13 protein-coding genes are annotated in these 26,197 nt (G+C 71.2%); 7 read left to right on the forward strand and 6 right to left on the reverse strand.

Features of this window, described 5'->3' with window-relative positions; genetic code table 11:
* Positions 1–346: 346 nt before the first annotated feature.
* A complete protein-coding gene (locus JHW38_RS01845) occupies positions 347–6,943 on the forward strand; it encodes a putative Ig domain-containing protein (protein WP_207524343.1) in 6,597 nt (2,198 codons plus the stop codon).
* Between the two features lie 174 nt (positions 6,944–7,117).
* On the forward strand, positions 7,118–7,789 hold the full coding sequence (locus JHW38_RS01850) for an HD domain-containing protein (RefSeq protein WP_242691140.1): 672 nt from the start codon (positions 7,118–7,120) through the stop codon (positions 7,787–7,789).
* A 638-nt stretch (positions 7,790–8,427) separates the two neighbouring features.
* On the opposite strand, the gene JHW38_RS01855 is transcribed toward JHW38_RS01850, so the two are convergent.
* Positions 8,428–8,739: an HPF/RaiA family ribosome-associated protein gene (locus tag JHW38_RS01855; RefSeq protein WP_207524344.1), complete on the reverse strand. Its 312-nt coding sequence runs from the start codon at positions 8,737–8,739 to the stop codon at positions 8,428–8,430.
* 210 nt (positions 8,740–8,949) lie between these two features.
* Between JHW38_RS01855 and JHW38_RS01860 the strand changes: the two genes are divergently transcribed.
* Together JHW38_RS01860 and JHW38_RS01865 are read left to right on the forward strand one after the other, a co-directional pair.
* Complete coding sequence (locus JHW38_RS01860; protein ID WP_207524345.1) at positions 8,950–9,690, forward strand: sulfurtransferase; 741 nt, start codon at positions 8,950–8,952, stop codon at positions 9,688–9,690.
* 166 nt (positions 9,691–9,856) lie between these two features.
* Positions 9,857–10,489: a hypothetical protein gene (locus tag JHW38_RS01865; RefSeq protein ID WP_207524346.1), complete on the forward strand. Its 633-nt coding sequence runs from the start codon at positions 9,857–9,859 to the stop codon at positions 10,487–10,489.
* Between the two features lie 109 nt (positions 10,490–10,598).
* Here the strand turns inward: JHW38_RS01865 and JHW38_RS01870 are convergent, their stop codons facing one another.
* On the reverse strand, positions 10,599–11,849 hold the full coding sequence (locus JHW38_RS01870) for a TIGR03862 family flavoprotein (protein ID WP_207524347.1): 1,251 nt from the start codon (positions 11,847–11,849) through the stop codon (positions 10,599–10,601).
* A gap of 239 nt (positions 11,850–12,088) precedes the next feature.
* On the opposite strand from JHW38_RS01870, the gene JHW38_RS01875 reads away from it, so the two are divergent.
* Positions 12,089–13,711, forward strand: a complete 1,623-nt coding sequence (locus JHW38_RS01875) for a serine hydrolase (protein WP_428995338.1) — start codon at positions 12,089–12,091, stop codon at positions 13,709–13,711.
* A gap of 309 nt (positions 13,712–14,020) precedes the next feature.
* On the opposite strand, the gene JHW38_RS01880 is transcribed toward JHW38_RS01875, so the two are convergent.
* Complete coding sequence (locus tag JHW38_RS01880) at positions 14,021–14,932, reverse strand: LysR family transcriptional regulator (protein ID WP_207524349.1); 912 nt, start codon at positions 14,930–14,932, stop codon at positions 14,021–14,023.
* Between the two features lie 185 nt (positions 14,933–15,117).
* Between JHW38_RS01880 and JHW38_RS01885 the strand changes: the two genes are divergently transcribed.
* Complete coding sequence (locus JHW38_RS01885) at positions 15,118–16,452, forward strand: PQQ-dependent sugar dehydrogenase (protein WP_207524350.1); 1,335 nt, start codon at positions 15,118–15,120, stop codon at positions 16,450–16,452.
* A gap of 119 nt (positions 16,453–16,571) precedes the next feature.
* On the opposite strand, the gene JHW38_RS01890 is transcribed toward JHW38_RS01885, so the two are convergent.
* Complete coding sequence (locus JHW38_RS01890) at positions 16,572–17,252, reverse strand: hypothetical protein (protein ID WP_207524351.1); 681 nt, start codon at positions 17,250–17,252, stop codon at positions 16,572–16,574.
* A gap of 127 nt (positions 17,253–17,379) precedes the next feature.
* On the opposite strand from JHW38_RS01890, the gene JHW38_RS01895 reads away from it, so the two are divergent.
* Positions 17,380–17,742, forward strand: a complete 363-nt coding sequence (locus JHW38_RS01895; RefSeq protein WP_207524352.1) for a hypothetical protein — start codon at positions 17,380–17,382, stop codon at positions 17,740–17,742.
* A gap of 36 nt (positions 17,743–17,778) precedes the next feature.
* Here the strand turns inward: JHW38_RS01895 and pbpC are convergent, their stop codons facing one another.
* Together pbpC and JHW38_RS01905 are read right to left on the reverse strand one after the other, a co-directional pair.
* A complete protein-coding gene (pbpC, locus tag JHW38_RS01900) occupies positions 17,779–20,079 on the reverse strand; it encodes a penicillin-binding protein 1C (protein ID WP_242691142.1) in 2,301 nt (766 codons plus the stop codon).
* A gap of 100 nt (positions 20,080–20,179) precedes the next feature.
* Positions 20,180–26,107: an alpha-2-macroglobulin gene (locus tag JHW38_RS01905; protein ID WP_207524353.1), complete on the reverse strand. Its 5,928-nt coding sequence runs from the start codon at positions 26,105–26,107 to the stop codon at positions 20,180–20,182.
* Positions 26,108–26,197: the final 90 nt, after the last annotated feature.

A 26,197-nucleotide genomic window follows, 5' to 3' on the forward strand; every position in this document is an offset into this window, starting at 1 on the left:
CCGCGCACGGCGGAACGGGCCGGTCCGGCCGGGTCCGGGTATGGCGCATGAGCGCCATGACCTTGCTTAACGCGAAGCGGTGCCGGATGCGGCCGCTTCCGCGTCCGTTTTGCGTATCAGGTCAATGAAAGGGATGCGCCAGGGGCAGTCGGCGCACTGAAACCAGATCGCTCACGGGCACAACCCCGGCGGATCCGCGCATGAAGCGCGCAGCGCCGGGCGTCAGGGGATGAACAACATGCAACAGCAGTCGGCGCAGTTTGCGGGCGTTTCGCACGTCTCGCACTGGGGGCACTCGACCGCAGCCAGGACCTGGCGGCGCGGTCTGGCGGCGATCCTTATCGTTGTGGCAGGGCTGTGGTCGGCCGCCGCGTTCGCGGCGCCGTCGGTGCTGTGCCCGGTCAAGACCCTGGCGGTCGCCAACGGCGGCACCGCGGTCCTGGACGCCGACCTGTGCGACGGCGGCCCGCCGCCGGGCGGCTTCGGCATCGGCACCCTGATGACCCCGCCGCAGCACGGCAACGTGACGGTCAACCAGAGCACCGACAAGGTCACCTACACCCATAACGGCGACTCGGCCCTGACCGATCTGTTCACCTTCGGCGACGGCGTCGGCGGCGAGGTCACGGTCAACGTGACCATCTCGCCCGCGACCAGCCCGATCACGGTCAATCCGGCGTCGATCACGCCGCAGCTCGGCGTGGCCTACAGCCAGTCGATGAGCGCCACCGGCGGCGTCGCGCCGTACACCTATGTGCTGAGCGCCGGTTCGTTGCCCACGGGCCTTAGCTTCGCGTCCGGGACCTTCTCCGGCACGGTCCAGCAGCGCGGCAACTTCCCGATCCAGATCAGCGTCACCGATTCGACCGCGCCGACGCCGCTGACCACGGTCAAGTCGTACACCATCGCGATCCCCAACACCCAGCACGACTTCACCCCCGCGGCCCTGCCGACGCTGTACCGCACCGCCAGCTACAACATCGCCCTGGTCGGCAGCGGCGGCTACGCCCCGTACAACTACGCGATCGAAACCGGATCGCTGCCGGCCGGCCTGAGCCTGAGCGGCGGCGCCATCGTCGGCACCCCGACCGCGTCGGGGCCGTACACGTTCACGATCAAGTCCACCGACAGCAGCACGCCCGGACCGGGCGTGCCGGCGGTGGCGTTCCGCACCCGGACCTTCACCGGCACCGTGCTCGAGCCGCCGACGATCGTGGTCAATCCGGCCACCATCCCCGGCGCCACCGTCGGCGCCGCCTACAGCCAGACCTTCACCGCCACCGGCGGCACCGCGCCGTACACCTTCGCCATTTCCGCCGGCGCGCTGCCGGCCGGGCTGACCCTCAACACCACCACCGGCGCGCTGACCGGCACGCCGACTGCGGCCGGCACGTTCAACTTCACCGTGCGCGCGACCGACGCGAACAATTTCCCGGGCACCCGCGCCTACACCCTGGTGGTGGCGCCGCCGGTCATCGTGGTCGCTCCGGCCACCTTGCCCAACGGCGCGGTCGCGGTGGCCTACAACCAGACCGTCAGCGCCACCGGCGGCATCGCTCCCTACAGCTTCGCCGTCACCGCCGGCGCGCTGCCGGCCGGGCTGACCCTCAACGCGACCACCGGCGTCCTGGCCGGCACGCCGACCGCGGGCGGCACCTTCAACTTCACCGTCACCGCGACCGGCAGCAGCACCGGCACCGGCGCGCCGCACACCGGCTCGCGTGCCTATGCGCTGTTGATCTCGCCGCCGACGGTGGTCATGCCGGCGACCGCCCTGGCCAACGCGACCCAGGGCGTGGCCTACAACGCGACGCTCAATCCGGCCAGCGGCGGCACCGCGCCGTACACCTACGCGGTCACCGCCGGCGCCTTGCCGCCGGGCATTACCCTCAACGCCGCCACCGGCGCGCTGAGCGGTACGCCGAGCGCCTCGGGCACCTTCAACTTCGCGGTCACCGCGACCGACAGCAGCACCGGCACCGGACCGTACAACTCGGCGCCGCGCGGCTATGCGCTGCAGGTGATCAACATCCCGCCGGTGGCCAATCCGGTCTCGGCGACGGTCGCCTACAACAGCGGCGCCAACCCGGTCACGCTGAACATCACCGGCGGCGTGCCGACCTCGGTCGCGATCGGAACCGCGCCGGCGCACGGCACCGCGATCGCCTCGGGCCTGACCATCACCTATCAGCCGACCCCGGGCTATGCCGGCCCCGACAGCTTCACCTACACCGCGACCAACGGCGCCGGCACCTCGGCCCCGGCGACGGTGACGATCACGGTCGGCAACCCGACCATCACCGTGACCGCGTCGGGTCCGTTCACCGCGCAGATCGGCGTGGCCTACACCCAGACCTTCACCTGGAACGGCGGCGCCCAGCCGTTCACCGGCTTCCAGGTGACCGGCCTGCCGGCCGGCCTCAGCGTCACCGCGACCACCGCCAACACGGCGACGGTGTCGGGCACGCCGAGCGCGGCCGGTTCGTTCTCGCTCAACGCCAGCGCCACCGACGCGAGCACCGGCAACGGGCCGTTCACCGTCGGCCAGGCCTTCACCCTGAGCGTGTCGGCGCCGACCCTGACGCTGACGCCCGCGGCGGGCACGCTGACCGCGACCTACGGCGCGGCCTTCAGCCAGACCTACGTCGCCGGCGGCGGCACCGCGCCGTACAACTACACCGTCAGCGCCGGCGCCTTGCCGGCCGGGCTGAGCCTGGATGCGGCCACCGGCGTGCTCGCCGGTACGCCGACCGTGACCGGCCTGTACACCTTCTCGGTGCGCGCACGCGACAGCTCCACCGGCGCCGGCGCGCCGTTCGCGCGCACCCAGAACTATGTGATGCAGGTGCAGGCGCCGACCATCGTGGTGTCGCCGACCAGCTTCGCGGCCGCCCAGGTCGGCGTCGCGTACAGCGCCACCGCCACCGCCAGCGGCGGCATCGGGCCGTACACCTTCGCGATTCCGGCCGGCAGCGCGCCGCCCGGTCTGACCATGTCCAGCAGCGGCACCCTCAGCGGCACGCCGACCGCCGGCGGCACCTTCAACTTCATGGTCATCGCGACCGACGCCAACGGCCAGACCGGCAACCGCCCGTACATCTTCACCGTGGCGACGCCGACCCTCGCGATCGCGCCGGCCACGCTGCCGAACGGCGGCGTCGCCCAGCCGTACAGCCAGACGCTCACCGCCAGCGGCGGCACCCCCGCCTACAGCTTCGCGGTCACCGCCGGCTCGCTGCCGGCCGGGCTGACCCTGAGCAGCGGCGGCGTCGTCAGCGGCACGCCGACCGCGGGCGGCACCTTCAACTTCACCGTCACGGTCACCGACTCCAGCACCGGCAGCGGGCCTTACACGTCCTCGCAGGCGTATTCGCTGAACATCGGCGCCTCGACCATCGTGCTGCCGGCGACCACGCTGGCCAACGCGACGGTGGCCTCGCTCTATAACGCCACGCTCAATCCGGCCAGCGGCGGCACCGCGCCGTACACCTATGCGGTCACCGGCGGCAGCCTGCCGGCCAGCGTCGTGCTGAGCGCCAGCGGCGTCCTCAGCGGCACGCCGAACGCGCCGGGCACGTTCAACTTCACAGTCGTCGCCACCGACTCCAGCGGCGGCACCGGTCCGTACAGCTCCGCGCCGCAGAGCTACACGCTGAAGGTCGACGACATCGTGCCGGTGGCCAATGCGGTCACGGCCAACGTCGGCTACAACGCCGCGGCCACGCCGGTGACGCTGAACATCACCGGCGGCATCGCGGCCTCGGTCGCGGTCGCTGCGGCGCCGGCGCACGGCACCGCGATCGCCAGCGGCACGTCGATCACCTACCAGCCGACCGCGGGCTTCTCCGGTCCGGACAGCTTCACCTACACAGCGACCAACGTCGCCGGGACTTCGGCGCCCGCGACGGTGACGGTCAACGTCGCCGACCCGGTCATCACCATCTCGGCCTCGGGACCGCTGACCGGTCAGGTCGGCACGGCGTACACCCAGACCTTCACCTGGTCCGGCGGCGCCGCGCCGTACGGCAACTTCAACGCCGCCGGCCTGCCTGCGGGCCTCAGCGTGACCGCCACCGGCAGCGACAGCATGACCGTGTCGGGCACGCCGACCGCGTCGGGCACGTTCAACGCCACCGTCAGCGCGCGCGATTCGGGTACCGGCCACGGGCCGTTCACCGTCGGCCAGGTGTTCGCGTTCGTCATCGGCGCGCCGACCTTGTCGATGACGCCGGCGCCGGGCAACCTGCCGATGAACTACGGCGTCGCCAGCAGCATCAACTTCGCCGCCAGCGGCGGCACCGCGCCGTACAGCTTCAGCCTGGCCGCCGGCTCGCTGCCGGTCGGGGTGAGCCTGACCTCGGCCGGCGTGCTCAGCGGCACGCCGACGGTGCCGGGCAACTACAACGTCACCGTGCGCGCGACCGATTCGAGCACCGGCACCGGCGCGCCGTTCCGCATCGACCAGAGCTACACCATCGTGGTCGCGGTGCCGACCATCGCCATCGACCCGGCGTCGATTCCGAACGGCACCGCGGCGGCGCCGTACAACCAGAGCTTCAGCGCCACCGGCGGCGTCGCGCCGTACACGTTCTCGCTGACCGCCGGCGCCTTGCCGGTCGGGATGAGCATGAGCTCGGCCGGCGTGCTCTCGGGCACTCCGCGCAGCGACGGCAACTTCAGCCTGACCGTGCAGGCGACCGACGCCAACGGCCAGACCGCGTCGAAGGTCTACACCTTCACCATCGCCCCGGCGACGGTGACGATCTCGCCGGCGACCCTGCCGGGCGGCGTCGTCGGCACGGCCTACAGCCAGAGCCTGAGCAGCAGCGGCGGCATCGCGCCGTACACCTATGCGCTGGCGTCCGGCTCGCTGCCGACCGGCATCGCCCTGAGTTCGGCCGGCGCGATCAGCGGCACGCCGACCACCGCGGGCAACTACAGCTTCGCGATCCGCTCCACCGACGATGCCGGCTACAACACCACCGTCAACTACACCGTCGCCATCGCCGACGCGGTGCCGGTCGCGGTCGACGACAGCGCCAGCACCCCGTCGAACCAGGCCGTCACCATCAACGTGATCGCCAACGACACCGGCATCATCACCTCGGTCGCGGTGGCCTCGGCGCCGACCCACGGCACCGCGACGCCGAGCGGCACCACGGTGGTCTACACCCCGGCCAGCAACTACTTCGGCACCGACAGCTTCACCTACACCGCGACCGGTCCGGGCGGCACCTCCGCGCCGGCCACGGTGACGGTGACGGTCAACGCGCTGCCGGTCCCGGTCGGCCAGCCGCAGAACGTGACCACGCTGTCGACCCAGGCGGTCACCATCGACGCCGCCGCCGGCGCCAGCGGCGCGCCGTTCACCGGCGTGACCCTGCTGACGCCGCCGAGCTCGGGCACCGCGGTGGTGCAGGGCACGACCCAGATCGTCTACACGCCCGCGGCCGACACCGCCGGCGCGATCGCGCTGACCTACACCCTCAACAACCCGTTCGGTGCGTCGGCGCCGATCACCTCGACCATCACCGTCAACCCGGTGCCGGTGGCCACGCCCAAGCGCGTGCGCACCATCGCCGGCGCCACGGTCACGGTCGATCTGACCCAGGACGCGCGCGGCGGTCCGTTCACCGGCGCGGCCCTGGTCTCGTTGAACCCGGCCAGCTCGGGCACGGCCACGGTCGTCGCCTCGGGCGGCAGCTACAAGCTCAGCTACACCCCGGTGATCGGTTACTCCGGCCTGACCGTGGCGACCTTCACCCTGAGCAACGCGTACGCGACCTCGGCGCCGGCGACGGTCGAGATCGACGTCGCGCCGCGCAGCGATCCGTCCAAGGACGCCGAAGTGCTGGGCATCCTCAACGCCCAGGCCGAGGCCGCGCGCCGCTTCGCCAACGCCCAGATCGGCAACTTCCAAAAGCGCATGGAAGGGCTGCACGACGGCGGCACCAGCGGCTCGCGCTTCGACAACGGGCTGAGCTTCTCGGTCGACCCGCGTTGCCGCGAAGGCGCGCGCCGCACCGCCGGCAGCGATTGCCGCAACGCCGACCTCGGCGACGAGCAGGCCGGCGTGGACGGCAAGCCGGGCGTGCCGGGCACCGGTCCGCAGTACGGCTTCTGGACCGGCGGCACCATCGAGAGCGGCAACCGCGACGGTCGCGGCGGCGGCTCCGGCGGGCTCGACTTCAAGACCAGCGGCATCAGCCTGGGCGCCGACTACCGCGCGCGCCGCGACTTCGCCTTCGGCGGCGGCATCGGCTACGGCCGCGACGACACCGACGTGGGCAACCGCGGCAGCCGCAGCAAGGGCGAGAGCTACAGCGCGGTGTTGTACGCCAGCTACCATCCGGGCGAGAGCTTCTACCTGGACGGCCTGCTCGGTTACCAGTGGCTGTCGTTCGACTCGCGCCGCTACGTCACCGACACCGGCGGCATGGTCAACGGCCGTCGCGACGGCAACCAGTGGTTCGCCTCGGTGTCGACCGGCCTGGAGTACCAGCGCGAGCAGGTGCGGATCACCCCGTACGCGCGCCTGGACGTGGCCCGCGCCACCCTGGACGGCTACACCGAGACCGGCGACGCGCAGTACGTGCTGAAGTACCGCGACCAGGACATCGACACCACCACCACCAGCCTCGGCCTGCGCGTGGATTGGCGTTACCCGGTGCGTTGGGGCACGTTCTCGCCGCAGCTGCGGTTGGAATACCAGCACGACTTCCAGGATGCGAGCTACGCGATCATGAGCTACGCCGACATGGTCGGCGGCCCGTTCTACCGCGCGCGCCTGCAGGGCCTGGACCGCAACCGCTTCGTGTTCGGCCTCGGCGCGGTGCTGCAGACCGAGCGCGACTGGGCGCTGCGGCTGGAGTACCGCGGCCTGTTCGGCAGCGGCAACGACGACGACAACAGCTTCATGATCAACGTCGAGAAGAAGTACTGATCGAAGCGAAGTGAGCGACGACGGCGGGCGCCTGCGGGCGCCCGCCGTTTTTTGTGCGGCGGTCCGACGGCGTCGCCCGGCTGCGGCCGCGCCGCGGCGGCGCGAAAATGCCCACACGCGCCGTCGCGGCGCGAAAATGCCAAGATGCGCGCAGTCCCCCCGCGACACGCCGCAATGTCCGATTCCGCCACGCCCGCCTTCGCCAGCGCCGCCAAGGACCGCCTCGGCGCCGCCGCGCTCGACCTGCTGCCGCTGCGGCTGCCCGACGAACAAATCGCCGCGCTGCACGCCGCCTACGCCGAGCCGCCGCGCGCTTACCACAACATCGGCCACGTCGCCGAAGTGCTGCGCCACTACGCCGACGTCGCCGCCGGCCCCGGCTGGGAGCGCCCGCGCGAGGTCGCGCTGGCGGTGCTGTACCACGACGCGATCTACCAGGCCGGCCGTCGCGACAACGAAGCGCGTTCGGCCCAGCTCGCGCGCGAGCACATCGCGCGCTGGCTGGCGGACGCCGGGATCGACGCCGACCATGTCGCCGAACTGATCGAACTGACCGCGCGCCACGGCGCCATCGCCCGCGACGACGTCGCCGAGCAGGTGCGGTTGTTCCTCGACGGCGACATGGCCATCCTCGGCGCCGAACCGACGGTGTTCGACGCCTACGACCGCGGCATCGCCTCGGAGTACCGCGGCCACGTGCCCGGTCCGCTGTTCCGGCTCAACCGGCGGCGCTTCCTCAAGGCGCTGCTCAAGCGCGAACGGATCTTCCTCAGCGATTTCTTCCATCAGCGCTACGACGCCGCGGCGCGCAACAACCTGCGGCGCGCGGTGACGACCAAGCGCTGAGCGGCTCCCGCTTTCAGTTAGGCAGGCTGTTGTGGGAGGGGCGTCAGCTCCGACGCTTTTCTGTCGGCGCTCGCATGAAGTTCCGGCCGAGCGGAACCGCGTTTGAACGCGTCGCCACAACCGCGTCGCCGCTGTTCCCTCTCCCGCTTGCGGGAGAGGGTCAGGGTGAGGGCGTGCGGGATCGCCGCGTTCCGGCCCTCACCCCCGACCCCACCCCGGCCCGAACGCATAGCGCTCGGGCGTTCGGTGCTGCGCGAGCCAATGGCTCGCAAGCGCAGCCCCTCACCCCGCAAGCGGGAGAGGGGAGCGAAAGGCCTCGGACTGAATCGCTTTCGACAAAAACCTGGGCCGACGAAAACGGCTGGCGCACAAACGAAAACGGCGGCCGCTGCGTGCGGCCGCCGTGGCGGTGGGGAAGGACGGCGGCCTTCGGCCGCCGCTGCCGTCGAACGGATGACGCTCGCGCGTCGCTTATCGATGGAACAGGCGCCTCCGGATCGCCGTTGCGGGGAGAAGGGCGGCGTCGCAACGCCGCGCGGATGCGGTCGCGATGATTCGATGCGCTCCTGATGATTCGAAACGGGCCGCGGCGTCGCCGCGGCGGGGAAGGGCGACGCCGCAAGCGCCGCCCGCTTGGCTCAAGCCGACAATCGTCCCAGCGAACTGTCCAGCACCCGTTGCAGCTTGCGCGCCGCGCCGCTGATCGCCGCGCGCATCGTCGCCGCGTCCTCGGTCGCCGCCACCGGCGGCCGGCCTTCGACCCGCGCCTCGATCGTGCAGTGCTTGTCGTGGCCGCCGGCCTTCTCGCCGTTGAGGTCGCGCAGGTGCACTTCGACGCGGGTGATGTGGCTGCTGAAACGCTTCAGGTTCTGGTCGATCACGCCTTCCACGTGCTGGCCCAGCGATTCGTCGCCGCGGACATGGTGGTCGGTGTTGAGCTGGATCTTCATGCAAACGCCTCCTTGTGGCGCAGATGTCGGGTCGACGCGCGGGCCCTTGCCCGGCGTCTGCGCGGTCCGCCGCTGTTCGGTCGGCTTGTCGGCCACGCAAAACTTCCGACCGGCGTCCTCGTGGAAGGTTCTCGTTGCGTTCAGCTTCGGCCCAGCCGGGGCATGTCAGGGTGTGGGATCGCCGCGGCGGCGGGGCGCTACAATGGCGCCATGGTCGTCAACATCGCCGCTTACCATTTCGCCGTCATCGACGACCCGCCGCAGTTGGCCGCGCGCCTGCGCGAGCAGGCCGAAACCCTGCAACTGCGCGGCACCGCGCTGGTCGCGCCGGAAGGCGTCAACCTGTTCCTCGCCGGCGCGGCCGAATCGATCGAAACCCTGCTCGACGGCCTGCGCGCCGATCCGCGCCTGGCCGGCCTCGCCGTCAAGTACAGCCGCAGCCGCGTTCAGCCGTTCGCCCGGCTCAAGGTCAAGGTGAAGCGCGAGATCATCGCGTTCCGCCGCGACGGCAGCTCGCCGCTGCACGGCCGCGCACCCACTGTGACGCCCGACACATTGGCGCGCTGGCTCGACCAGGGCCACGACGACGCCGGCAAGCGCGTGGTTTTGCTGGATACGCGCAACCGCGAGGAGATCGGCTACGGCAGTTTCGACGACGCGCTGACCCTGCCGATCGACAACTTCACCGAGCTGCCCGAAGCGCTCGCGCCGCACCGCGAAGCGCTGCGCGACGCGACCGTGGTCAGCTTCTGCACCGGCGGCATCCGCTGCGAAAAAGCCGCGCTTTGGCTGCGCGCGGACGGCATGGACAACCTGCTCCAGCTCGACGGCGGCATCCTCGGCTACTTCGAACGCGTCGGCGGCCGCCACTACGACGGCGGCTGCTTCGTGTTCGACGAACGCGTGGCGCTGGACCCGCAGTTGCGGCCTTTGCGCGACGCCGCCGCCTGATTGCCCTTTTTTGCCATTCATTACAAATCGTTAACCCGTGCAAATGCGGGCTGCGGTTAGGCTGCGCGTTCGCGACGGACCGGCCCCGCGCCGCGCCCGGCCGTCGCGCATGGACGCCGCGCGCCGCCCGCCGCCGCCGGCCTGGAATTGTTTACGAGGATTACCGATGAACCGACGCCTGTTCCCCGCTGTGTGCCTGCTCGCGAGCGCCGTCCTGGCGCTGACCGCGTGCGGCCAGGCCGCGCCGGTCAACACCGCCGCCCCGCAGGAAACCACCGCCGCCGCGCCGGCGCCGCCGAAGGCCGTGCCGGACCCGGACGCCGAGCCGGTCTCGCGCGCCTCGCCGCCGATGCTGACGCCGGTCGCGCTGGGCACCTTCGACCCGGGCAACCCGGTCGCGCAGGCGACCACCGGCAAGCTCACCATCGACGACCTGGAGATGAAGGGCGAGAACGGTTCGCTGTACAAGACCGAGCGGGTCGCGATCGTGCGCGGCGGCGACCAGTACAGCGCCGGCCAGACCTATGGCGCGACCATGCAGGTCGAGGCCAGCCAGGCGATCGAATTGCGCCGGGTGATCGAGCAGACCCCGCCCAAGGAAACCCCGGCCAATTCGTTCTGCGGCACCCATCCGACCGGCTTCATCGCCCTGGCCAAGGTCAGCGAGAGCAGCGGCGACGTGATCAAGCTGATCGCGCTGCAGGGCAGCGACCTGCCGGCGGCGAGCGCGCAAGGCGTCGGCCTGTGCGCGTCGATGTTCTATATGGGCAAGGCGTTGCCGGAGAAGGCGACGTCGTAAGCGGCCGGCGCGACGCTTCGGCGCGCGCGGCGGATGTCCGCTTCCGTCGTTCTGGCGCTCGCTGAAACGACGGCGACGATGAGCGCGCGCGCCGCCGCGCGTCGACGGCTCAAGCCGCGGCGTTCTCCAACAGCGCCCGCGCCGCCGCTTCGCCCGCGATCAGGCCGCTGGCGAAGCACGCGGTCAGCAGATAGCCGCCGGTCGGCGCTTCCCAGTCCAGCATTTCGCCGGCGCAGAACACCGCGGGGCCGAGCGCGTGCGCGCGCAGGGATTCGTCCAGCGCTTCCAGGCGCACGCCGCCGGCGCTGCTGATCGCTTCGGCGATCGGGCGCGCGCGCAGCAGCCGCAGCGGCAGGCGCTTGATCGTGCGCGCGACCGCGGCGGCGTCGTTCAATCCGTCCTTGCCCAGGGTTTCGAACACCAGCGCGGCCTTGACCGCATCCAGCCCGGTCTGCCGGCGCAGGTGCTCGCCGACGCTGCGGCCGCCGCGTGGACGGGCGAAGTCGCGCTGCAGGCGTTCGAACTCGCGGCCCGGCGCCAGGTCGAGTTGCAGCAGCGCTTCGCCGTGCGCGGCGATGCGTTCGCGCAGCCGCGCCGACAGCGCGTAGATCAGGCTGCCCTCGATGCCGGTCGCGGTGGCCACGCATTCGCCTTGCAGCGAATGCTCGGCCTCGCCTTCGCGCCAATGCGCGACCACCGGCTTCAGCGGCGCGCCGGCGTGGCGCTGGGCGAAGTGCTCGCTCCAGCCGATGTCGAAGCCGCAGTTGGCGGGCTTCAGCGGGGCGATGTCGAGGCCGCGCGCGCGCAGCCAATCGGTCCAGGCGCCGTCGGAACCCAGCTCCGGCCAGCTGCCGCCGCCGAGCGCGAACACGCAGGCGCGCGCGCGGGTGCGCGCTTCGCCGGCGGGCGTGGCGAAACGCAGCGCGCCGTCGGCGTCGAGGCCGATGCAGCGGTGCTGGACGTGGAAGCGCACGCCGTCCTCGCGCAGCCGCCGCACCCAGCCGCGCAGCAAAGGCGCGGCCTTGCGGTCGAGCGGGAACACCCGGCCCGAGCTGCCGACATAGGTGTCCACGCCGAAACCGCGCGCCCAGTCGCGCAGCGCATCGGCGTCGAAGCGGTCGAGCCAGCGTCCGACTTCCGCGGCGCGTTCGCCGTAGCGCGCGTCGAAGCCGGGGCGCGGCTCGCTGTGGGTGAGGTTGAGCCCGCCCTTGCCGGCGATCAGGAACTTGCGCCCGACCGAGCCCATCGCGTCGAACAGGTCGACCTCCACGCCGAGCGCGCGCGCGGCCTGCGCGGCCATCAGGCCGGCGGGGCCGCCGCCGACGATGGCCAGGGCGGGGAGGGTGTCGGGCAGGGACATGGCGGTGCGCGGTTCGGACACGAAGCGAGGGACGGATGAGCGGGCGCGCATTATGCCCGCTGCGCCGTCGCGGCCGGGTGCGCCGCGGTCTTGCCCGATCGGCCGGCATCGCCGGCAGGGAGAACCGGCTCTGGCGCGGCGCCGCCGCTTGGCCCACAGTCCGGGGCTCCCAGAACCGCCAGGAACCCTCGATGCGAGCCACCGACTGGAAGGCGCAAGGCGCCGGACTGCTGATCTGCATGAGCGCCGCCGCCGGCGCCGCCGAGCAGGCCCCCGCCGCCACTGCGCCTGCCGCGCCCGCCGTCGAGCAGGCCGCCGCGCCGCTGCCGGAGCAGTTGCAGGACTTCGACGCCTACGTCGACGCGGTGCGCAAACAGTTCGACGTGCCCGGCATCGCCGTGGCCATCGTCAAGGACGGCCAGGTCGTGCTCGAGCGCGGCTACGGCCTGCGCGAGCTCGGCAAGCCCGAGCCGGTCGACGCCCACACCCTGTTCGCGATCGCCTCCAACACCAAGGCCTTCACCGCCGCGTCGCTGTCGATGCTGGCCGACGAGGGCAAGCTGAGCCTGGACGACCGCGTCGTCGACCACCTGCCGTGGTTCCGCATGTCCGATGCGTACGTGACCCAGGAGATGCGCCTGCGCGACCTGCTCGCGCACCGCAGCGGCCTCGGCCTCGGCGCGGGCGACCTGCTGTATTGGCCGGGCACCGACTACAGCAACGAGGACGTGGCCCGGCGCCTGGCCCACGTGCCGCTGAGCGGCAGCTTCCGCGGCCAGTACGCCTACGACAACATCCTCTACGGCGTGGCCCAGCTGGTGGTCGAGAAGGCCAGCGGCCGGAGCTATCGCGAGTTCCTCGCGCAGCGCATCTTCAAGCCGCTGGGCATGGACGAGACCCGCTACAACGCCGATGCGCTGCGCGCCGGCGACGCGGTCGCCAGCGGCCATGCCAAGGCCGATTTCAAGGACTTGCAGGTCGCGCCGCGGATGACGTGGTCGAACGTGGCCGGCGCCGGCGGGCTGTATTCGTCGGTGCACGACATGAGCAAGTGGATGCGCGCGCAGCTCGACGGCGGCGTGTACGCGCGCGAGGGCGACAAGGAACTGCGCTTGTTCAGCGCCAAGCGCCAGCGCGAGATGTGGTCGGTGGTGACGCCGATGCCGATCGCCGAGCCGTCGGTGCCGGAACTGGCGCCGGCCAAACCCAACTTCGCCGGCTACGGCGAAGGTTGGCAGCTCACCGACTACCGCGGCGAGAAGTTGGTGTGGCATACCGGCGGCTGGCCGGGGATGGTGTCGCGGGTGACCCTGGTGCCGTCGCGCAAGCTCGGCGTGGTGGTGCTGACCAACGCCGAACTCGGCGGCGCGTTCCAGGCGGTGACGATGCGCGCGCTGGACGCGTACCTGGCCGCGAACAAGACCGATTGGAACGCGGCCTACGCCGCGGCGCTGGCCAAGAACCAGGGCAAGGCGAACGACGACTGGGCCAAACACCTCAAAGCGCGCGACGCCAAGTCCAAGCCCTCGCTGCCGCTGTCGGGCTATGCCGGCACCTACCGCGACCCGTGGTACGGCGAGGTCTTCATCGAACAGGCCGGCGGCAAGCTGCGCGTCCGTTTCGGCCGCACCAAGGACCTGGTCGGCGAACTCAGCCACTGGCAGCACGACACCTTCATCGTGCGCTGGGACCAGCGCTGGCTCAACGCCGACGCCTTCCTCAACTTCGCCCTGACCCCCGACGGCAAGGTGCGCGAGCTGCGCATGGAGGCGATTTCGCCGCTGACCGATTTCAGCTTCGACTTCCAGGACCTGCGGCTGACGCCGGTGGCCAAGAGCGAGGCCGAGGCCAAGGCGCACTGAGCGGTGGCATGAGACCAAAGGAGGTAGGGAGGCGGCGTACCGGCGGCGTTACTAGCTAAGACTGGACTCCAGTCCAAGCGCCGGCATTTTCTCCAGGTGACGGCGCCTTAGCTTGTGGCGACGCGGTACCGTGACCGTTGAGCCACTTCCGGCCCCGTACCGCGGCGCTACGCGGTGCGGGGCCACCTTCCCTCAGGCCCGGTCTTCGGGCTCGATGCTCGAGGCCCGCTTCTTCAGGGGCCCTGTTCTTCCCGGACCCGATTCTTCGAGGGCAGGGCCCGAACGGCCGGCCGTTGCGGCCGCGCCGTCTCATTCCCACGCCGCTTCGCCGCCTTGCGGCGCCAGCCGCGCGGCGACGAAATCCAGGAAACAGGCGATCCGCGAAGCCAGCTGGGTGTTGCGGTAGTAGACCGCGTTGATCGGCTGGCGCACGTCCGCGGTGGTATCGGCGAACAACTGCACCAGCGCGCCGCTGCGGCGGTCCTGGCGGGTCATGAAGTCGGACAGGCAGACGATGCCTTCGCCGGCCAGCGCCAGCTGGCGCAGGGTTTCGCCGCTGGACGCGTGCAGGCCGGCGGCGATCTCCAGTTCGTCGCCGTGCGCGTCGCGCAAAGGCCAGCGGTTCAGCACCTGGGTCGGGGCGAAGCCGAGCAGGCTGTGCCCGGCCAGCTCGGCGACCTCGCGCGGGGTGCCGCGCGCGGCCAGGTAGGCGGGGCTGGCGAGCACGCGCAGGCGGCTGCCCGGCAGCGGGCGCGCGTGCAGGGTCGAATCGGTGAGCCGGCCGATGCGGATGGCGACGTCGGTGCGTTGTTCGAGCAGGTCGATGATCTGGTCGTTGCTGTTGAGCTCGAGTTCGATCTGCGGATAGGCGCGGCGGAAATCGCCGACCAAGGGCACGATCACATGCAGCATGAAAGGCGAGGCCGCGTTGACCCGCAGCCGCCCGGCCGGTTGCTGCCGGCGCAGCGCCAGCGCTTCCTCGGCGTCCTCGACGCTGGCCAGGATCACCCGCGCCCGCGCCAGCATCGCCTCGCCTTCCTCGGTCAGCTCGAGCCGGCGCGTGGTCCGGCGCAGCAGGGTGGTGTCGAGCTTCTCCTCCAGCCGGCTCAACGCGCGGCTGACCCCGGAGACGGTCTGGCCGAGCGCTTCGGCCGCGGCGGTGATCGAGCCGCTGTCGACCACGCTGACGAAGGCGAGCAGTTCGTCGAGGGAGAGTTTCATCGCCGCATTCTAGACAGAGCGCGAGGCGCGGCGCGGGCGGGGCGCACGCGCCGGCGTGTGGCGCCAGTCGCAGCCGGACTGCGACCTGGGCGTTACGCGCGCGGCAACGCCGCGGCGGCGGTTCTTCTCGCGCGCTTAATCGCCAAATCCGCATGCTCGCCGGTCCGCACGGGCGAGGAGCCGAGATGACGCAGCACCGTCGATTTGCCGGGACCTTCGCCCTGATCGCCCCGGCCGCGCTGGCCCTGGCGCTGGGCGCCTGCGGCGAGCGCGCCGCGTTGCAGGTCGCCGACGGCACCGGCCCGGCGCCGCAGTTGCCGAAGCCCAACCAAACCTTCATTCCGACCGTCGACGTCGCGCCCGCGGTCGGCTGGGCCGCCGGCGCCAAGCCCACGCCTGCGCCGGGCCTGAGCGTCAACGCGTTCGCCCAGGGCCTGGACCATCCGCGCTGGCTGTACGTGCTGCCCAACGGCGACGTGCTGGTGGCCGAGAGCAACGCGCCGCGCAGCGAGCACAAGCCGTCCGGGATCAAGGCCTGGTTCGCCGCGCGCTTCATGAAGAAGGCCGGCGCTGCGGTGCCGAGCGCCGACCGCATCAGCCTGCTGCGCGACGCCGACGGCGACGGCGTCGCCGAAACCCGCACGATCTTCCTGCAGGGCCTGCATTCGCCGTTCGGCATGGCGCTGATCGGCGACCGCCTGTACGTCGCCAACGCCGACGCGGTGTGGCGCTTCGCGTATCGCCCGGGCGAAACCGCGATCGCCACGGCGGGCGAGAAGGTCACCGACCTGCCGGCCGGCATCAACCACCACTGGACCAAGAACCTCATCGCCGACGCCGGCGGCGGCAAGCTCTACGTCACCGTCGGCTCCAACAGCAACGTCGGCGAAAACGGCATGGACGCCGAGGAAGGCCGCGCGGCGATCTGGCAATTGGATCCGGCCAGCGGCGAGAAGCGCCTGTTCGCCACCGGCCTGCGCAATCCCAACGGCCTGGCCTGGGAACCGGCGACCGGCAAGCTGTGGACGGCGGTCAACGAACGCGACGAGATCGGCAGCGATCTGGTCCCGGACTACATCACCTCGGTCGAAGACGGCGCGTTTTACGGCTGGCCATACAGCTATTACGGCCAGCACGTCGACGAGCGCGTGCAGCCGCCAAGGCCGGACCTGGTGGCCACGGCCAAGGCGCCGGATTACGCGCTGGGCCCGCACACCGCATCGCTCGGCATCGCCTTCGCGCAGGGCGCGAAGTTGCCGGCGCAGTTCGCCCAGGGCTTGTTCGTCGGCCAGCACGGCTCGTGGAACCGCAAGCCCAAGAGCGGCTACAAGGTGATCTTCGTACCGTTCGCCGGCGGCAAGCCCGACGGCGCGCCGCGCGATGTGTTGACGGGTTTCCTCGACGCGCGCGAGCAGGCGCAAGGACGGCCGGTGGACGTGCGCATCGATGCGCGCGGGGCGTTGTTGGTCAGCGACGATGTCGGCAATACGGTATGGCGGGTGACCGCGGCGGGCGGGTGAGCGCGCGGGGGGCGTCGGATCGCCGCGCTGCGGTTCGTCGCTGCCGCGGGCGCGGTTGAGCCGCCGGGCGACGGCGCTGCGCGCGAATCGGTGCGGCCGGGTCGGCCGCACCGTGCGCTTCAATCGCAACCGTCGCGGCGGCCGTCGAACAAGGCCAGATCGCGCTTCTGCCCGCTGCCGGCCAGCAGCGTCAGCGTCAGCCGTTCCTGCGAGGCCTGCACGCGCAGCCGGCGGGTGCCGGTGGCCGCGGCGCCGGCGACGTAGTCGGCGCTGAGCGCATCGGCCGGCCAGTCCGCAGCCGGCGTGGTCACCGTCGGCACGCGCACGAATTCGATCCGCGGCTGCGGCATCAGCACCAGCGACTGCGTCGAACCCGGCGCGCGTCCGGGCGGATGGGTTTTGGCCAGCGGACGGATCTGGGGTTCGGGCTTGCCGCCCGCCGGCGCGCGCATCGGATCGTCGAGCGCCTGGCTGGCGAGCACCGCAGTGCGGCCGTCGCGCGAAAACCACAGGTGCAGGCGCCGGTCCGGATCGTCGCCTTCGGGGCGGCTGATCTGGCCGACGAGCCACTGCGGGCGCTCGTGGTCGGGCAACAGCCGCAGCAGGGCGGTGGCGCGGCCGTCGGGTTCTTCGCGGCGGATCCAGCAGCCGCGCAGGTGGTCGAAGCGCGCGCTTTCGGGCGAAGCCGGCGTTTCGGACGAGGCCGACGGCGCGGCGTCCGCCGGCGTCTGCGCCGCGGCGGCGGTCGCGCTGCAGGCGAGGGCTGCGGCAACGAGACAGGCGAAGATCGGACGGGGCATGGCGGCATCTCGCGCGTGGGTAGCGCCACCCTAAACCGACGAAGTTCAAACCGGATGAATGTCCGCTGCAAGCGCTGCGCCGCCGCCGGCGGGTACGATGGCTCGTGCAGGGCCGGTCGGAGCAGCGATGACGCACAGTGCGATCCGCTATGGAGCGAACGATCTCTATTTGAACGATGCTACGCTGCGAGAGCTGCTCAAGGCGTTGGCTTGGCATTTGCCGGCGCGGCTCGCCGAATCCGCAAACGGTATCGATGAGTGGCTGGTCGTCGCGTGCGATCGCTGGATCGACGGGCATGAAAACCTGCCGCCGGGCCTGCGCGATATCGAACTGGACGCGGCGTTGACCTCGCTGCAAAGGGCGCAGTCGTTCGCGCGCTACCTGGCCTGGGTGCGCGACCGCGACGGCGACGGCGCCTACGACGAAGCGGCGGTGCGCGCGGCGATCGACGCGATCGTCGCCCGCTTGCTCACGCCGCGCGGGCCATAAGCCGCCCGAGCGGTCCGCATCGCGGGCCGGCCGCGGTCACTGCACCACCGCCACCTCGATCTCGCGCTCATCGCTGCGCCCATGATCGTCGACCACCGACAACCGGAACTGCCCGGTGCGGTCCGGCGCCCAGGCCAGCGCCTTGCCCGCATCGGCGCTGCCGATGAAGGTGTTGCCGACGAACCAGTACAACTTCGAGACGTCGGCGTCGACGGTCGCGGCGAGGCTCAGCGACAGCTGCTCGGGATGCGAGAGCCGCATCGTGTAGCGGGTGGCGCGATACGGCGAGGTGATGCTCGGCGCGCTGCCGAGCCAGTCCTGGGCGCCGCCGCAGTCGCGCGCCGGCGGGCGCCGGCGCGGGATGCCGGCCTGGACGAAGACCTGGGCCAGGTCGGACGGCCAGAATTCGTAGACGTCCTGGCGCATCGTCGCCGGGTCGAAGCGGCCGCACACCGGTTTGCCGCTGGCTTTGTCGACGACCACCGCGCGGTGCACGCTGCTGATGCGGATCGGCGATTTGCCGGGAATGAACCAGGTCGTGCCGCGCTGCGGGCACCAGGCATTCGGCAGGTCGCCGCTGGCGCGGCAGACTTCGACCCGTTTGAGGTTGAGCGGCCATTGCCGTACCGGCTCGGCCAGGTCCGCGCGCGCGGCCTGCAAGCCGTCGACGATGTCGAAGAACAGCGGCGCGGCCGCTTCCACGCCGATCAGCGCGGGATTGCTGGAACCGTCGAAGTTGCCGAGCCACACCACCAGCACGTAGGGGCCGACCAGCCCGGCGCTCCAGGCGTCGCGGAACGCCCACGAGGTGCCGGTCTTCCACGCCACCGGCAGCGGCCGCGAGGAGGGTTGCGAGCCGGCGTCGGGGCGCGGGTTGTGCCGCAGCATGTCGCGGGTGACGAACGCGGCCTCGGCGCTGAGCAGGCGCGCGCCTTCGTCCTGCGGATCGCTGTCGCGCCAGCGCAGCGCGCGCAGGCGGCCGTCGTTGCCGAGCATCGCGTACATGCGCGCGAGTTCTTCCATCGTCACTTCGCCGCCGCCGAGCACCAGCGCGAGACCGTAGTGGTCGCGGCTGGCCATGCGGCTGACGCCGGCCTGGCGCAGGAAGTCGTAGAAGCTCGGCTGCTTGAGCTGCGAGGCGACGTAGACCGCGGGGATGTTGCGGCTGCGCACCAGCGCGTCGGTCGCGGTGACCGGGCCCATGAAGCGGCCGTCGAAATTCTCCGGCGTGTACGGGCCGAACGCGCTGGGCACGTCGCGCAGCACGGTCTGCGGATGCAGCACGCCCTGGTCCAATGCCAGCGCGTAGATGAAGGGCTTGAGGGTGGAACCGGGCGAGCGCTTGGCGGCGCTGCCGTTGACCTGGCCCTGGATCGACGCGTCGAAGTAATCGGCCGAGCCGACCAGCGCGCGCACGCCCATGTCGCGGGTGTCGATCAGGATCGCGCTGGCGTTGCGCAGGCCGCGTTCGCGGCCGCGGCGCAGGTAGTTGCGTACGCGTTCTTCGAGCAGGCGTTGCAGGCGCAGGTCGAGCGTGGTGGTCAGCTCGGGACCGGCGTGCGGATGCCAGGCTTGCTCGGACAACACCCGGTCGACCAGATGCGGCGCGCGGTACGGCAGCTCGCGCGCGCTGCGCAGGCGCAGCGGCAGGCGCAGCAAAGCGTCCTGGGCGGGGTCGTGCGGGTGTCGCTCGCGCCAGCGCGCGTACAGGCGCGCGCGTGCCGCTTCCAGGCTGGCGCCGATGTAGTAGGCGTCGTCCTCGCGCGCGGCCAGCCGGCCGCGCCGCGACGGCGCCTGCGGCAGCACCGCCAGCGCCAGCGATTCGGGCAGGGTCAGCTCGCCCGCGGGCTTGCGGTAATAGATCAGGCTGGCCGCGCCGACGCCTTCGATGTTGCCGCCGTACGGCGCGAGGTTGAGATAGGCCTCGAGAATCTCGCGCTTGGAATAGCACAGCTCCAGCTGCGCCGCGCGCGCGATCTGCACCAGCTTGCCGCGGATGTCGCGGGTCTGCAGGCGCCAGCGCAGCCGCGCCAGCTGCATGGTCAGGGTCGAGCCGCCGACGCGCGCTTCGCCGCTGCCGTAGGTCGACCACGCGCCGCGCACCAGGCTGACCGGGTTGAAGCCGGGATGCCAGTAGAACCAGGCGTCCTCCTGCAGCATCACCGACTCGACCAGCTGCGGCGAGATCTTTTCCAGCGGCACCCACAAGCGGTAGCGCTGGTCGCTGGCCAGGGCCAGCCGCAGCAGCCGGCCCTCGCGGTCGCGCACCACGGTCGACAGCGGGATCGCGTCGGCGAGGCCGGGGCGCGGATAGAAACGTACGGCGATCAGCGCCAAGGCGAGGGCGGCGAGCGCTAAGAGCACATTCAGTGCTGGCGCCCACCGCCACCGCTTCAGTCCCCGGCGCAGGGACGGCAACACCATCATGTCGGCAGGCTCACGGCGTCGGCGCGGTCACCTGCAAGGTCCCGGCCGGACCGCCCTGCGCGTACACCGAGCGTTCGTACATCGACTCGGCATAGACCGGCGGCACCACGAAACTGCCGCTGTTGTTCGCGCGCACCTTGTAGCGGAACTCGCTGGCTTCGCCGCCGACGCTGCCGTACAGGATCACCCGGTCCTCGCGCTGCTCGACGTGCTCGGGCTGGAAGCTCGAACCCGGCAGGGCCAGGGTCTGCGCCGGCGCGGCGTTCGGATCGGGGCCGTCGCGCGAGGGTTGTTCCTCGCCGTCGCTCTCGCCGTCGCCGCCTTCGCCGCACTCGTCGCCGCACTCGTTCTCCGATTCGCTGCTCTCGCTCGCCGCCGCGGCCGGCGCGGCGTACTGCATCACCGTCTCGAAACCGCCCGGCAGCAGGTCGACCACCGCGATGTCGTCGCGCATCGGCGCGCCGAGCGCGCGCACCCGCAGACGCACGGTCACTTCCTGGCCCTGCTTGATCGAGGTCACCGGCTTGCCGGCGTCGTCGAGGTAGTCGCGCACGACTTCCAGGCCCTTGTCCTGCACCGCCTTCGGCAGCGCGCGGTCGTAGCCGCTCTGGTTGACCAGGTACCACACCGGCGCGTCGCCGCCCGGCGCCACCCACAGGCGCAGGTCGCCGCCGGCGAAGTCGCCGCGGGCGACCACGCCCGCGGGCGCGCCGATGCGCCGCGACTTGCCGTCCTTGCCGGCCGCTTCCAGCACCGGCAGCGGCTGCTGCTGCTGGGCCGAGGCGTAGGCGTCCAGCGCCAGCACGGTCAGGGCCGAGGACAAGGTGTTGTAGCGGTTGTGGCGCAGCGGATCGAGCAGGCGGTCGAGCGCGGTCTGCTTGAGCAGGTCGCGGCTGAGCGCGCCGAAGTGGCGGTTCAGCAGGTACACGGTCCAGGCCTGATCGATGCCGCCGTCGTAGTAGTGCGCGTAGGCGGTCGGCACCGTGGCGGAGGCCGCGTTGGCGCGGCGCAGCGCCACCGTCGCCAGCGCGCGCGCCGGCTTGTCCTGCTGCAACAGCTGGTAGCTCGCGCCGATCAGCAGGCCGGCGACGTCGTTCTCCCAGGTCTTGGGCTGGTCGCGCTTGATCTGCTCGTGCACCGCGCTGAGCAGATTGCTCGCGGTGCGGCCCTGGCGCACCAGCAGGTACACCGCGAGCGCGCGATGGCGCAGCGCCGGCAGATCGTTGCCGGAACGGTCGGCGGCGCGCTGCTCCAGATAGCCGTTGAGCGACTTGAGCAGATCGTCGGGCACGTTCTGGCCGCGCTCGCGCGCTTCGATCAGGTACAGCGCGGCGTAGCCGGTGACGAAGTCGTCGGCGTCCGGCGTGGCGGTCCACAGGCCGATGCCGCCTTCGCCGTTCTGGCGCGCGCGCAGCAGGTCGATCACGCCCTGGCGCGGGTCGCCCTTGCTTTGGGCGACCAGCTTGCCGAGCTCCGGATGCGCGCCCAGCACCAAGGCCGGGAACGCGCCGCTGAGCACCTGCTCGCTGCACTGGTACGGGTAATCGCTCAGATACGCGCTGAGTCCGTCGACCGCGACCAGCGGCGACACCGAGGCGGACACCCGCCGCGTCGCTTGTTGATCGAACATCGCGCGCAGCGGCTGAATCACGGTGCGCTTATCGGCGCGGCCGGCGATCAGGTCCTGGCGGGCGACGATGGCCGGACGCAGCGACAGCTCGATCCGGCGCTTGGCGCTGTACGGACTGGCCACCGCCTGGATCGTAACCGGCAGCGCACCCAGCGCATTGCCGGCGCGCACGCGGAAGCGCACCGTGGTTTCGCTGCGCGGGGCGATCGACACCGGCGCCGGCGCCGTGCCGACCAGGCTCAGGCCGGGCGGCAACTGTAGGTTCACCGCGACCTTCGACGCCAGCTTGGCGCCTTCGATGGTGTTGGCGACGCCGACCGGCAGGTCGAACTCGTCGCCCGGCGCCACGTGGGTCGGCAGGGTCGGCGTCAGCACGAAGTCGCCGCGAATGATCGCCTCGTCCTGGACGATGCCGATGCGCTGCGGCGTCACCGCCACCGCGACCACCCGCACCTTGCCGTTGAAGTGGTCGGGCAGCACGAACGGGAACTCGCGGCGGCCGTCGACATCGACGATGCCCGACCACCACACCGCCGGTTTTTCCGACTTGCGCTTGAACGGATTGAGGTGCTTGGCCATGCCGCCTTCGCCGTCGCCGCCGGGCGCGGCGGCGGCCGCGAGCCGGCTGAACTCGGGCAGCAGCAGGTCGAGGATCTGCGCGGTGTCGACCTGCAGCATCTTCTTGCGGAAGAAATGATCCAGCGGTTCGCCGACGCGGTAGCGCGCGACCTGCAGGATGCCTTCGTCGACCGCGAACAACACCACCCGCGCCTTGCCTTCGGTGGTGATCGTCGCGTTCAAGGTCTGCCCCGGCTTGGTCACCTTCGGCAGCGACACGCTCAGCGGCTGGGTGCGCGCGCTGCGGTCGACCGCGAACGGCGCCACGCCGAACGACAGCGGGCTCATGTAGATCTCGTCGGAGTTCGGATCGCGCAGGAACTGCACGTTGACGTAGCCGTTGCCCTCGAAATCGGCCGGCAGCACGATCTTCTGCACGCTGGAGGTGCTGTCGGCGCGGAACCAGGCGTGGGCGTAGACCTTGTCGCGTTCGATCGTGATCAGGCCGGCGCCGGGGTAGGGCGCGCGCACGCTGACTTCGACGGTCTCGCCGGGCTTGTAGCTCGGCTTGGACAGGGTCAGGCCGAGCTCGGCGTTGCGTTCCAGCGAGCGCGACAGGTTGGCCGCACCGGCCACGCGGTAGCCGATCTGGTTCAGCACTTTGCCGTCGGCCGCGCGCACTTCGATCACGAAGTCGCCCGGCTGGTCGGTTTGCAGGTTCATGGCCTGGCGGCCGCCGGCCAGGGCCAGCGGCTGCTCGCGCAGGTCGTAGCGGCGCTCGTGCGAGACGTAGCGGTACAGGCCCGAATCCTGCTTGGTCAGCACCGAGACGTAGCGCTTCTCGACCACCACCGCGCGCAGCCCCGGCACCGGCTTGGGCAGGCCGTCCTGGCCGATGCTGAGCAGTTGCAGCGAACGCTTGGCGCCGCGCTGCACGTAGTCGAGCGAATCGGCGGCCTTGATGCCGACCAGGAAGTCGTTGTTCGACACCAGCGCGCTGGTCTGCGCGGCGACGTTGCGGCCGCTGCCGGGTTCGAACGCGCGCGCCAGGAAGCTCAGCTGGTAGGTCGCGCGTTCGTACTTGGTCAGGTCGAGCTTGAAGGTCGCATTGCCCTGCGCGTCGGTGGTCTGGTCGCTGAGCGACTCGTCGTAGCCTTCGCGCGCGGCCTGCGGGTCGGAGAACTGGTAGTCCGGGTATTGGGCGAAACGCGGCAGGTACGGCCGCAGCACCATCGTGCCCTCGACCTTGCGCTGCTGCGCCGGGGTGCCGAACAGGTTCTCGGCGCTGACCACGGCCGAGAGCTGGTCGGGCTTGATCCAGCCCTTGGGGTTGTCGGCCGAGAGCTTGACCGCGACCTTCATCGTGTCGGGGGCGAACTCGCGCACCTGCACCGAAGTCGAGCCGATGCTGGTGCGCTGGTCGTCGCGGCCGAGCAGGAACAGCTGGACCTGCCAGGTGCCGCTGGGCGCGCTCTCGCTCGGCGCGAAGCTGGCGCTTTCGAAGCCTTGCTCGCTGAGCTTGAGCTTCTGCCGCTGGGCGACGTTGCCGCGCGGGTCGGTGAACTCCCATTCCAGCGGCAGGCCGGCGAGGGGGCGCTTCCAGTCGGCGGCGCGCACGATCATGCCGATGTTGATGGTGTCGCCGGGCCGGTACAGGCCGCGGTCGGAGAACAGGAAGGCGTTGAGCGCGCCGGCTTCGATGTCGTTGGGCTCGCCGCCGATGTCGAAGCGCGAATAGTCGAGCTTGCGCCGGTAGTCGTCGATCGGCAGGAACGAATAGTCCTCGCCCTGGCTGACGGTCAGCATGGTCGGGGTCTTTTCGCGCTTGAAGCCCTTCAGCGACGGCAGCTGGGCGCGGCCGCTGGCGTCGGTGTCGGCCTCGACCAGGGTTTCGCCGTTGCGCGCGACCGCGCGCACCCGCGCGCCGGCGACCGGCGCGCCGTTGGACAGCGACTGCACGAACACGTCGCGGCGGCCGTCCAGGGCCTGTTTGACCGCGATGCCGAGGTCGGTCAGCACGACCAGGCGGCTGTCTTCCTCGCTGCCGGCGTCGTCGGCGATGGTTTCCGCGCTCGGACGCTCGGCGTCCTCGTCGCTCATCGTGCGCAGGCTCAGCAGGAACACGCCGCGGCGGCCGGACTTGAGGTAGGCGCCGAGGTCGACGCCTTCGTAATGGGCCTTGGCCGGGTTCTCGGCCGGCAGGGTCAGGCGGCGCTCCTCGCGCTCGACCAAGCTGTCGGGGTTGACGTTGTACAGGCGCGGCTTGGCGTAGGTGCCGTTGTTGTCGAACACCAAGTGCTGGATCTGCTCGGGCAGGACCCGGGCGATCTCCAGCCGCGCGCGCGCCACGTTGCGCGAGACCACGCTGACTCGGCGCTCGCCGCGCAGCGACAGCAGCGCGCCTTCGCCGACGAAGCGCAGCAGCTTCGGGTACTCGGGCACGCTCAGCACGGCGTTGTGGTCGCGGCCGAGCAGGAAGCCGCCGAACGCCTTCAGGCCCTTGTTGACGCGCACGTAGACGTAGCGGCCGGGCGGGGCCTGGAACTTGAAGCTGTGCACCGGGGTGTATTCGCGTTCGGCCGGAATCGGGCTCAGCGGCAGCGCGGTGGCGGCCTTGAGCACGGCTTCGTCGACGTTGCCCGACGACCAGGACATGTCGCCGCCCTGTTCCTTGGCCGGGCGGCGCGGGTCCTTGGCCGGCAGCAGCCAGGCGCGCGTAGCGCCGGCGACTTCGGTGTCGCGCATGGCGTTGTTGAAGCTCAGCACCAGCGCCTGCTCGGGTTCGAAGCGCTCGTTTTCGACCAGGGTCGCGGTGACGTCGTCGACGCTGACGCTGTACAGCGACGGCAGCTTGACCTGCGAGGAGAGCTTGTCCGCGCTGCCTTCGCCGCCGAGCGCGCTGACCACGCCGGCGGCCACGTCCAGGGTCAGGGTGCCGCCGTTCTCCGGCAGCTTCAGCGGTTCGGAATGGACCCAGGCCTTGAGCCGGGCGTCGTCGTAGGTGAGGGTGTACTTCGGCGCGGCCTGGACGCTGCCGCCGCCGTCGACCAGGGTCAGGGCGATGCGGCGCTGCAACTGCGCCTCGTCGACCGGGTGCGAGAACTTCAGTTCGAACACGCCCTTCTTGAGCGCCGGGTCCTCGGGGTCCTGATAGAACTCGCTGGTCGACAGCTCGGCCTTGAACGGCGCGGTCTCGAATTCGAATTCGTGTTCCTGCAGCGCCACCTTCGGCGCGACGCTGGTCTTGGGATCGATCTCGACCTTGTACTTGGTCTTGACCGGCCAGTCGGTGGCCGGCACGAACACCAGGGTCTTGTCGTCTTCCCAGGTCCACGCGCCCTTGAGCTCGGGCGTCAGGCTGACGCCGACCGGCGCGTTGCCGATCTGCTGCAGCGGCGCGGCCGAGTCGGAGAAGCTCAGGCTCAACCGGTGTACGGTCGGCGGCTTGCGTTCGTAATCGGTGAGTTCCGGCGCGTGCAGTTCGACGCTGAGCGCGCCGGGGATCACCGGCTTGGGCCGGGTGATCAGCCAGTACGACAGCCACGCCGCGGCGAGCAGGCCGAGCAGGCTGCCCAGGTACAGGCCGGGGCGTTGGCGGATGCGCGCGAACAGCGCGGCCAGCCAGGGCGGCGGAGTCCACGCCATCCGGCCGAACACGGCCTGGGTGGCGCGGGTCCAGGCGTTGGCGCGGCCGGACGCGCCGGCCTCCGCGGGGGGAGCCGGTTGCGACGGCGAGGGCGTGGTTTGCATTGCGATGTTCCGATCCGTGGTGCGGTGGCCAGTGCCGGGCCGGGCGTTCCTTTGCCTGGCCGGTCCCCGATTGGTGTTGTTGCGTTGCGC

The organism is Lysobacter enzymogenes (assembly GCF_017355525.1).
Classification (GTDB): domain Bacteria; phylum Pseudomonadota; class Gammaproteobacteria; order Xanthomonadales; family Xanthomonadaceae; genus Lysobacter; species Lysobacter enzymogenes_C.

Coding starts and splice junctions, on each gene's coding strand:
- JHW38_RS01850 (WP_242691140.1), top strand. CDS start 7,118: ATGTCCGATTCCGCCACGCCCGCCTTCGCCAGCGCCGCCAAGGACCGC.
- JHW38_RS01855 (WP_207524344.1), bottom strand. CDS start 8,739: ATGAAGATCCAGCTCAACACCGACCACCATGTCCGCGGCGACGAATCG.
- JHW38_RS01860 (WP_207524345.1), top strand. CDS start 8,950: ATGGTCGTCAACATCGCCGCTTACCATTTCGCCGTCATCGACGACCCG.
- JHW38_RS01865 (WP_207524346.1), top strand. CDS start 9,857: ATGAACCGACGCCTGTTCCCCGCTGTGTGCCTGCTCGCGAGCGCCGTC.
- JHW38_RS01870 (WP_207524347.1), bottom strand. CDS start 11,849: ATGTCCCTGCCCGACACCCTCCCCGCCCTGGCCATCGTCGGCGGCGGC.
- JHW38_RS01875 (WP_428995338.1), top strand. CDS start 12,089: ATGAGCGCCGCCGCCGGCGCCGCCGAGCAGGCCCCCGCCGCCACTGCG.
- JHW38_RS01880 (WP_207524349.1), bottom strand. CDS start 14,932: ATGAAACTCTCCCTCGACGAACTGCTCGCCTTCGTCAGCGTGGTCGAC.
- JHW38_RS01885 (WP_207524350.1), top strand. CDS start 15,118: ATGACGCAGCACCGTCGATTTGCCGGGACCTTCGCCCTGATCGCCCCG.
- JHW38_RS01890 (WP_207524351.1), bottom strand. CDS start 17,252: ATGCCCCGTCCGATCTTCGCCTGTCTCGTTGCCGCAGCCCTCGCCTGC.
- JHW38_RS01895 (WP_207524352.1), top strand. CDS start 17,380: ATGACGCACAGTGCGATCCGCTATGGAGCGAACGATCTCTATTTGAAC.
- JHW38_RS01905 (WP_207524353.1), bottom strand. CDS start 26,107: ATGCAAACCACGCCCTCGCCGTCGCAACCGGCTCCCCCCGCGGAGGCC.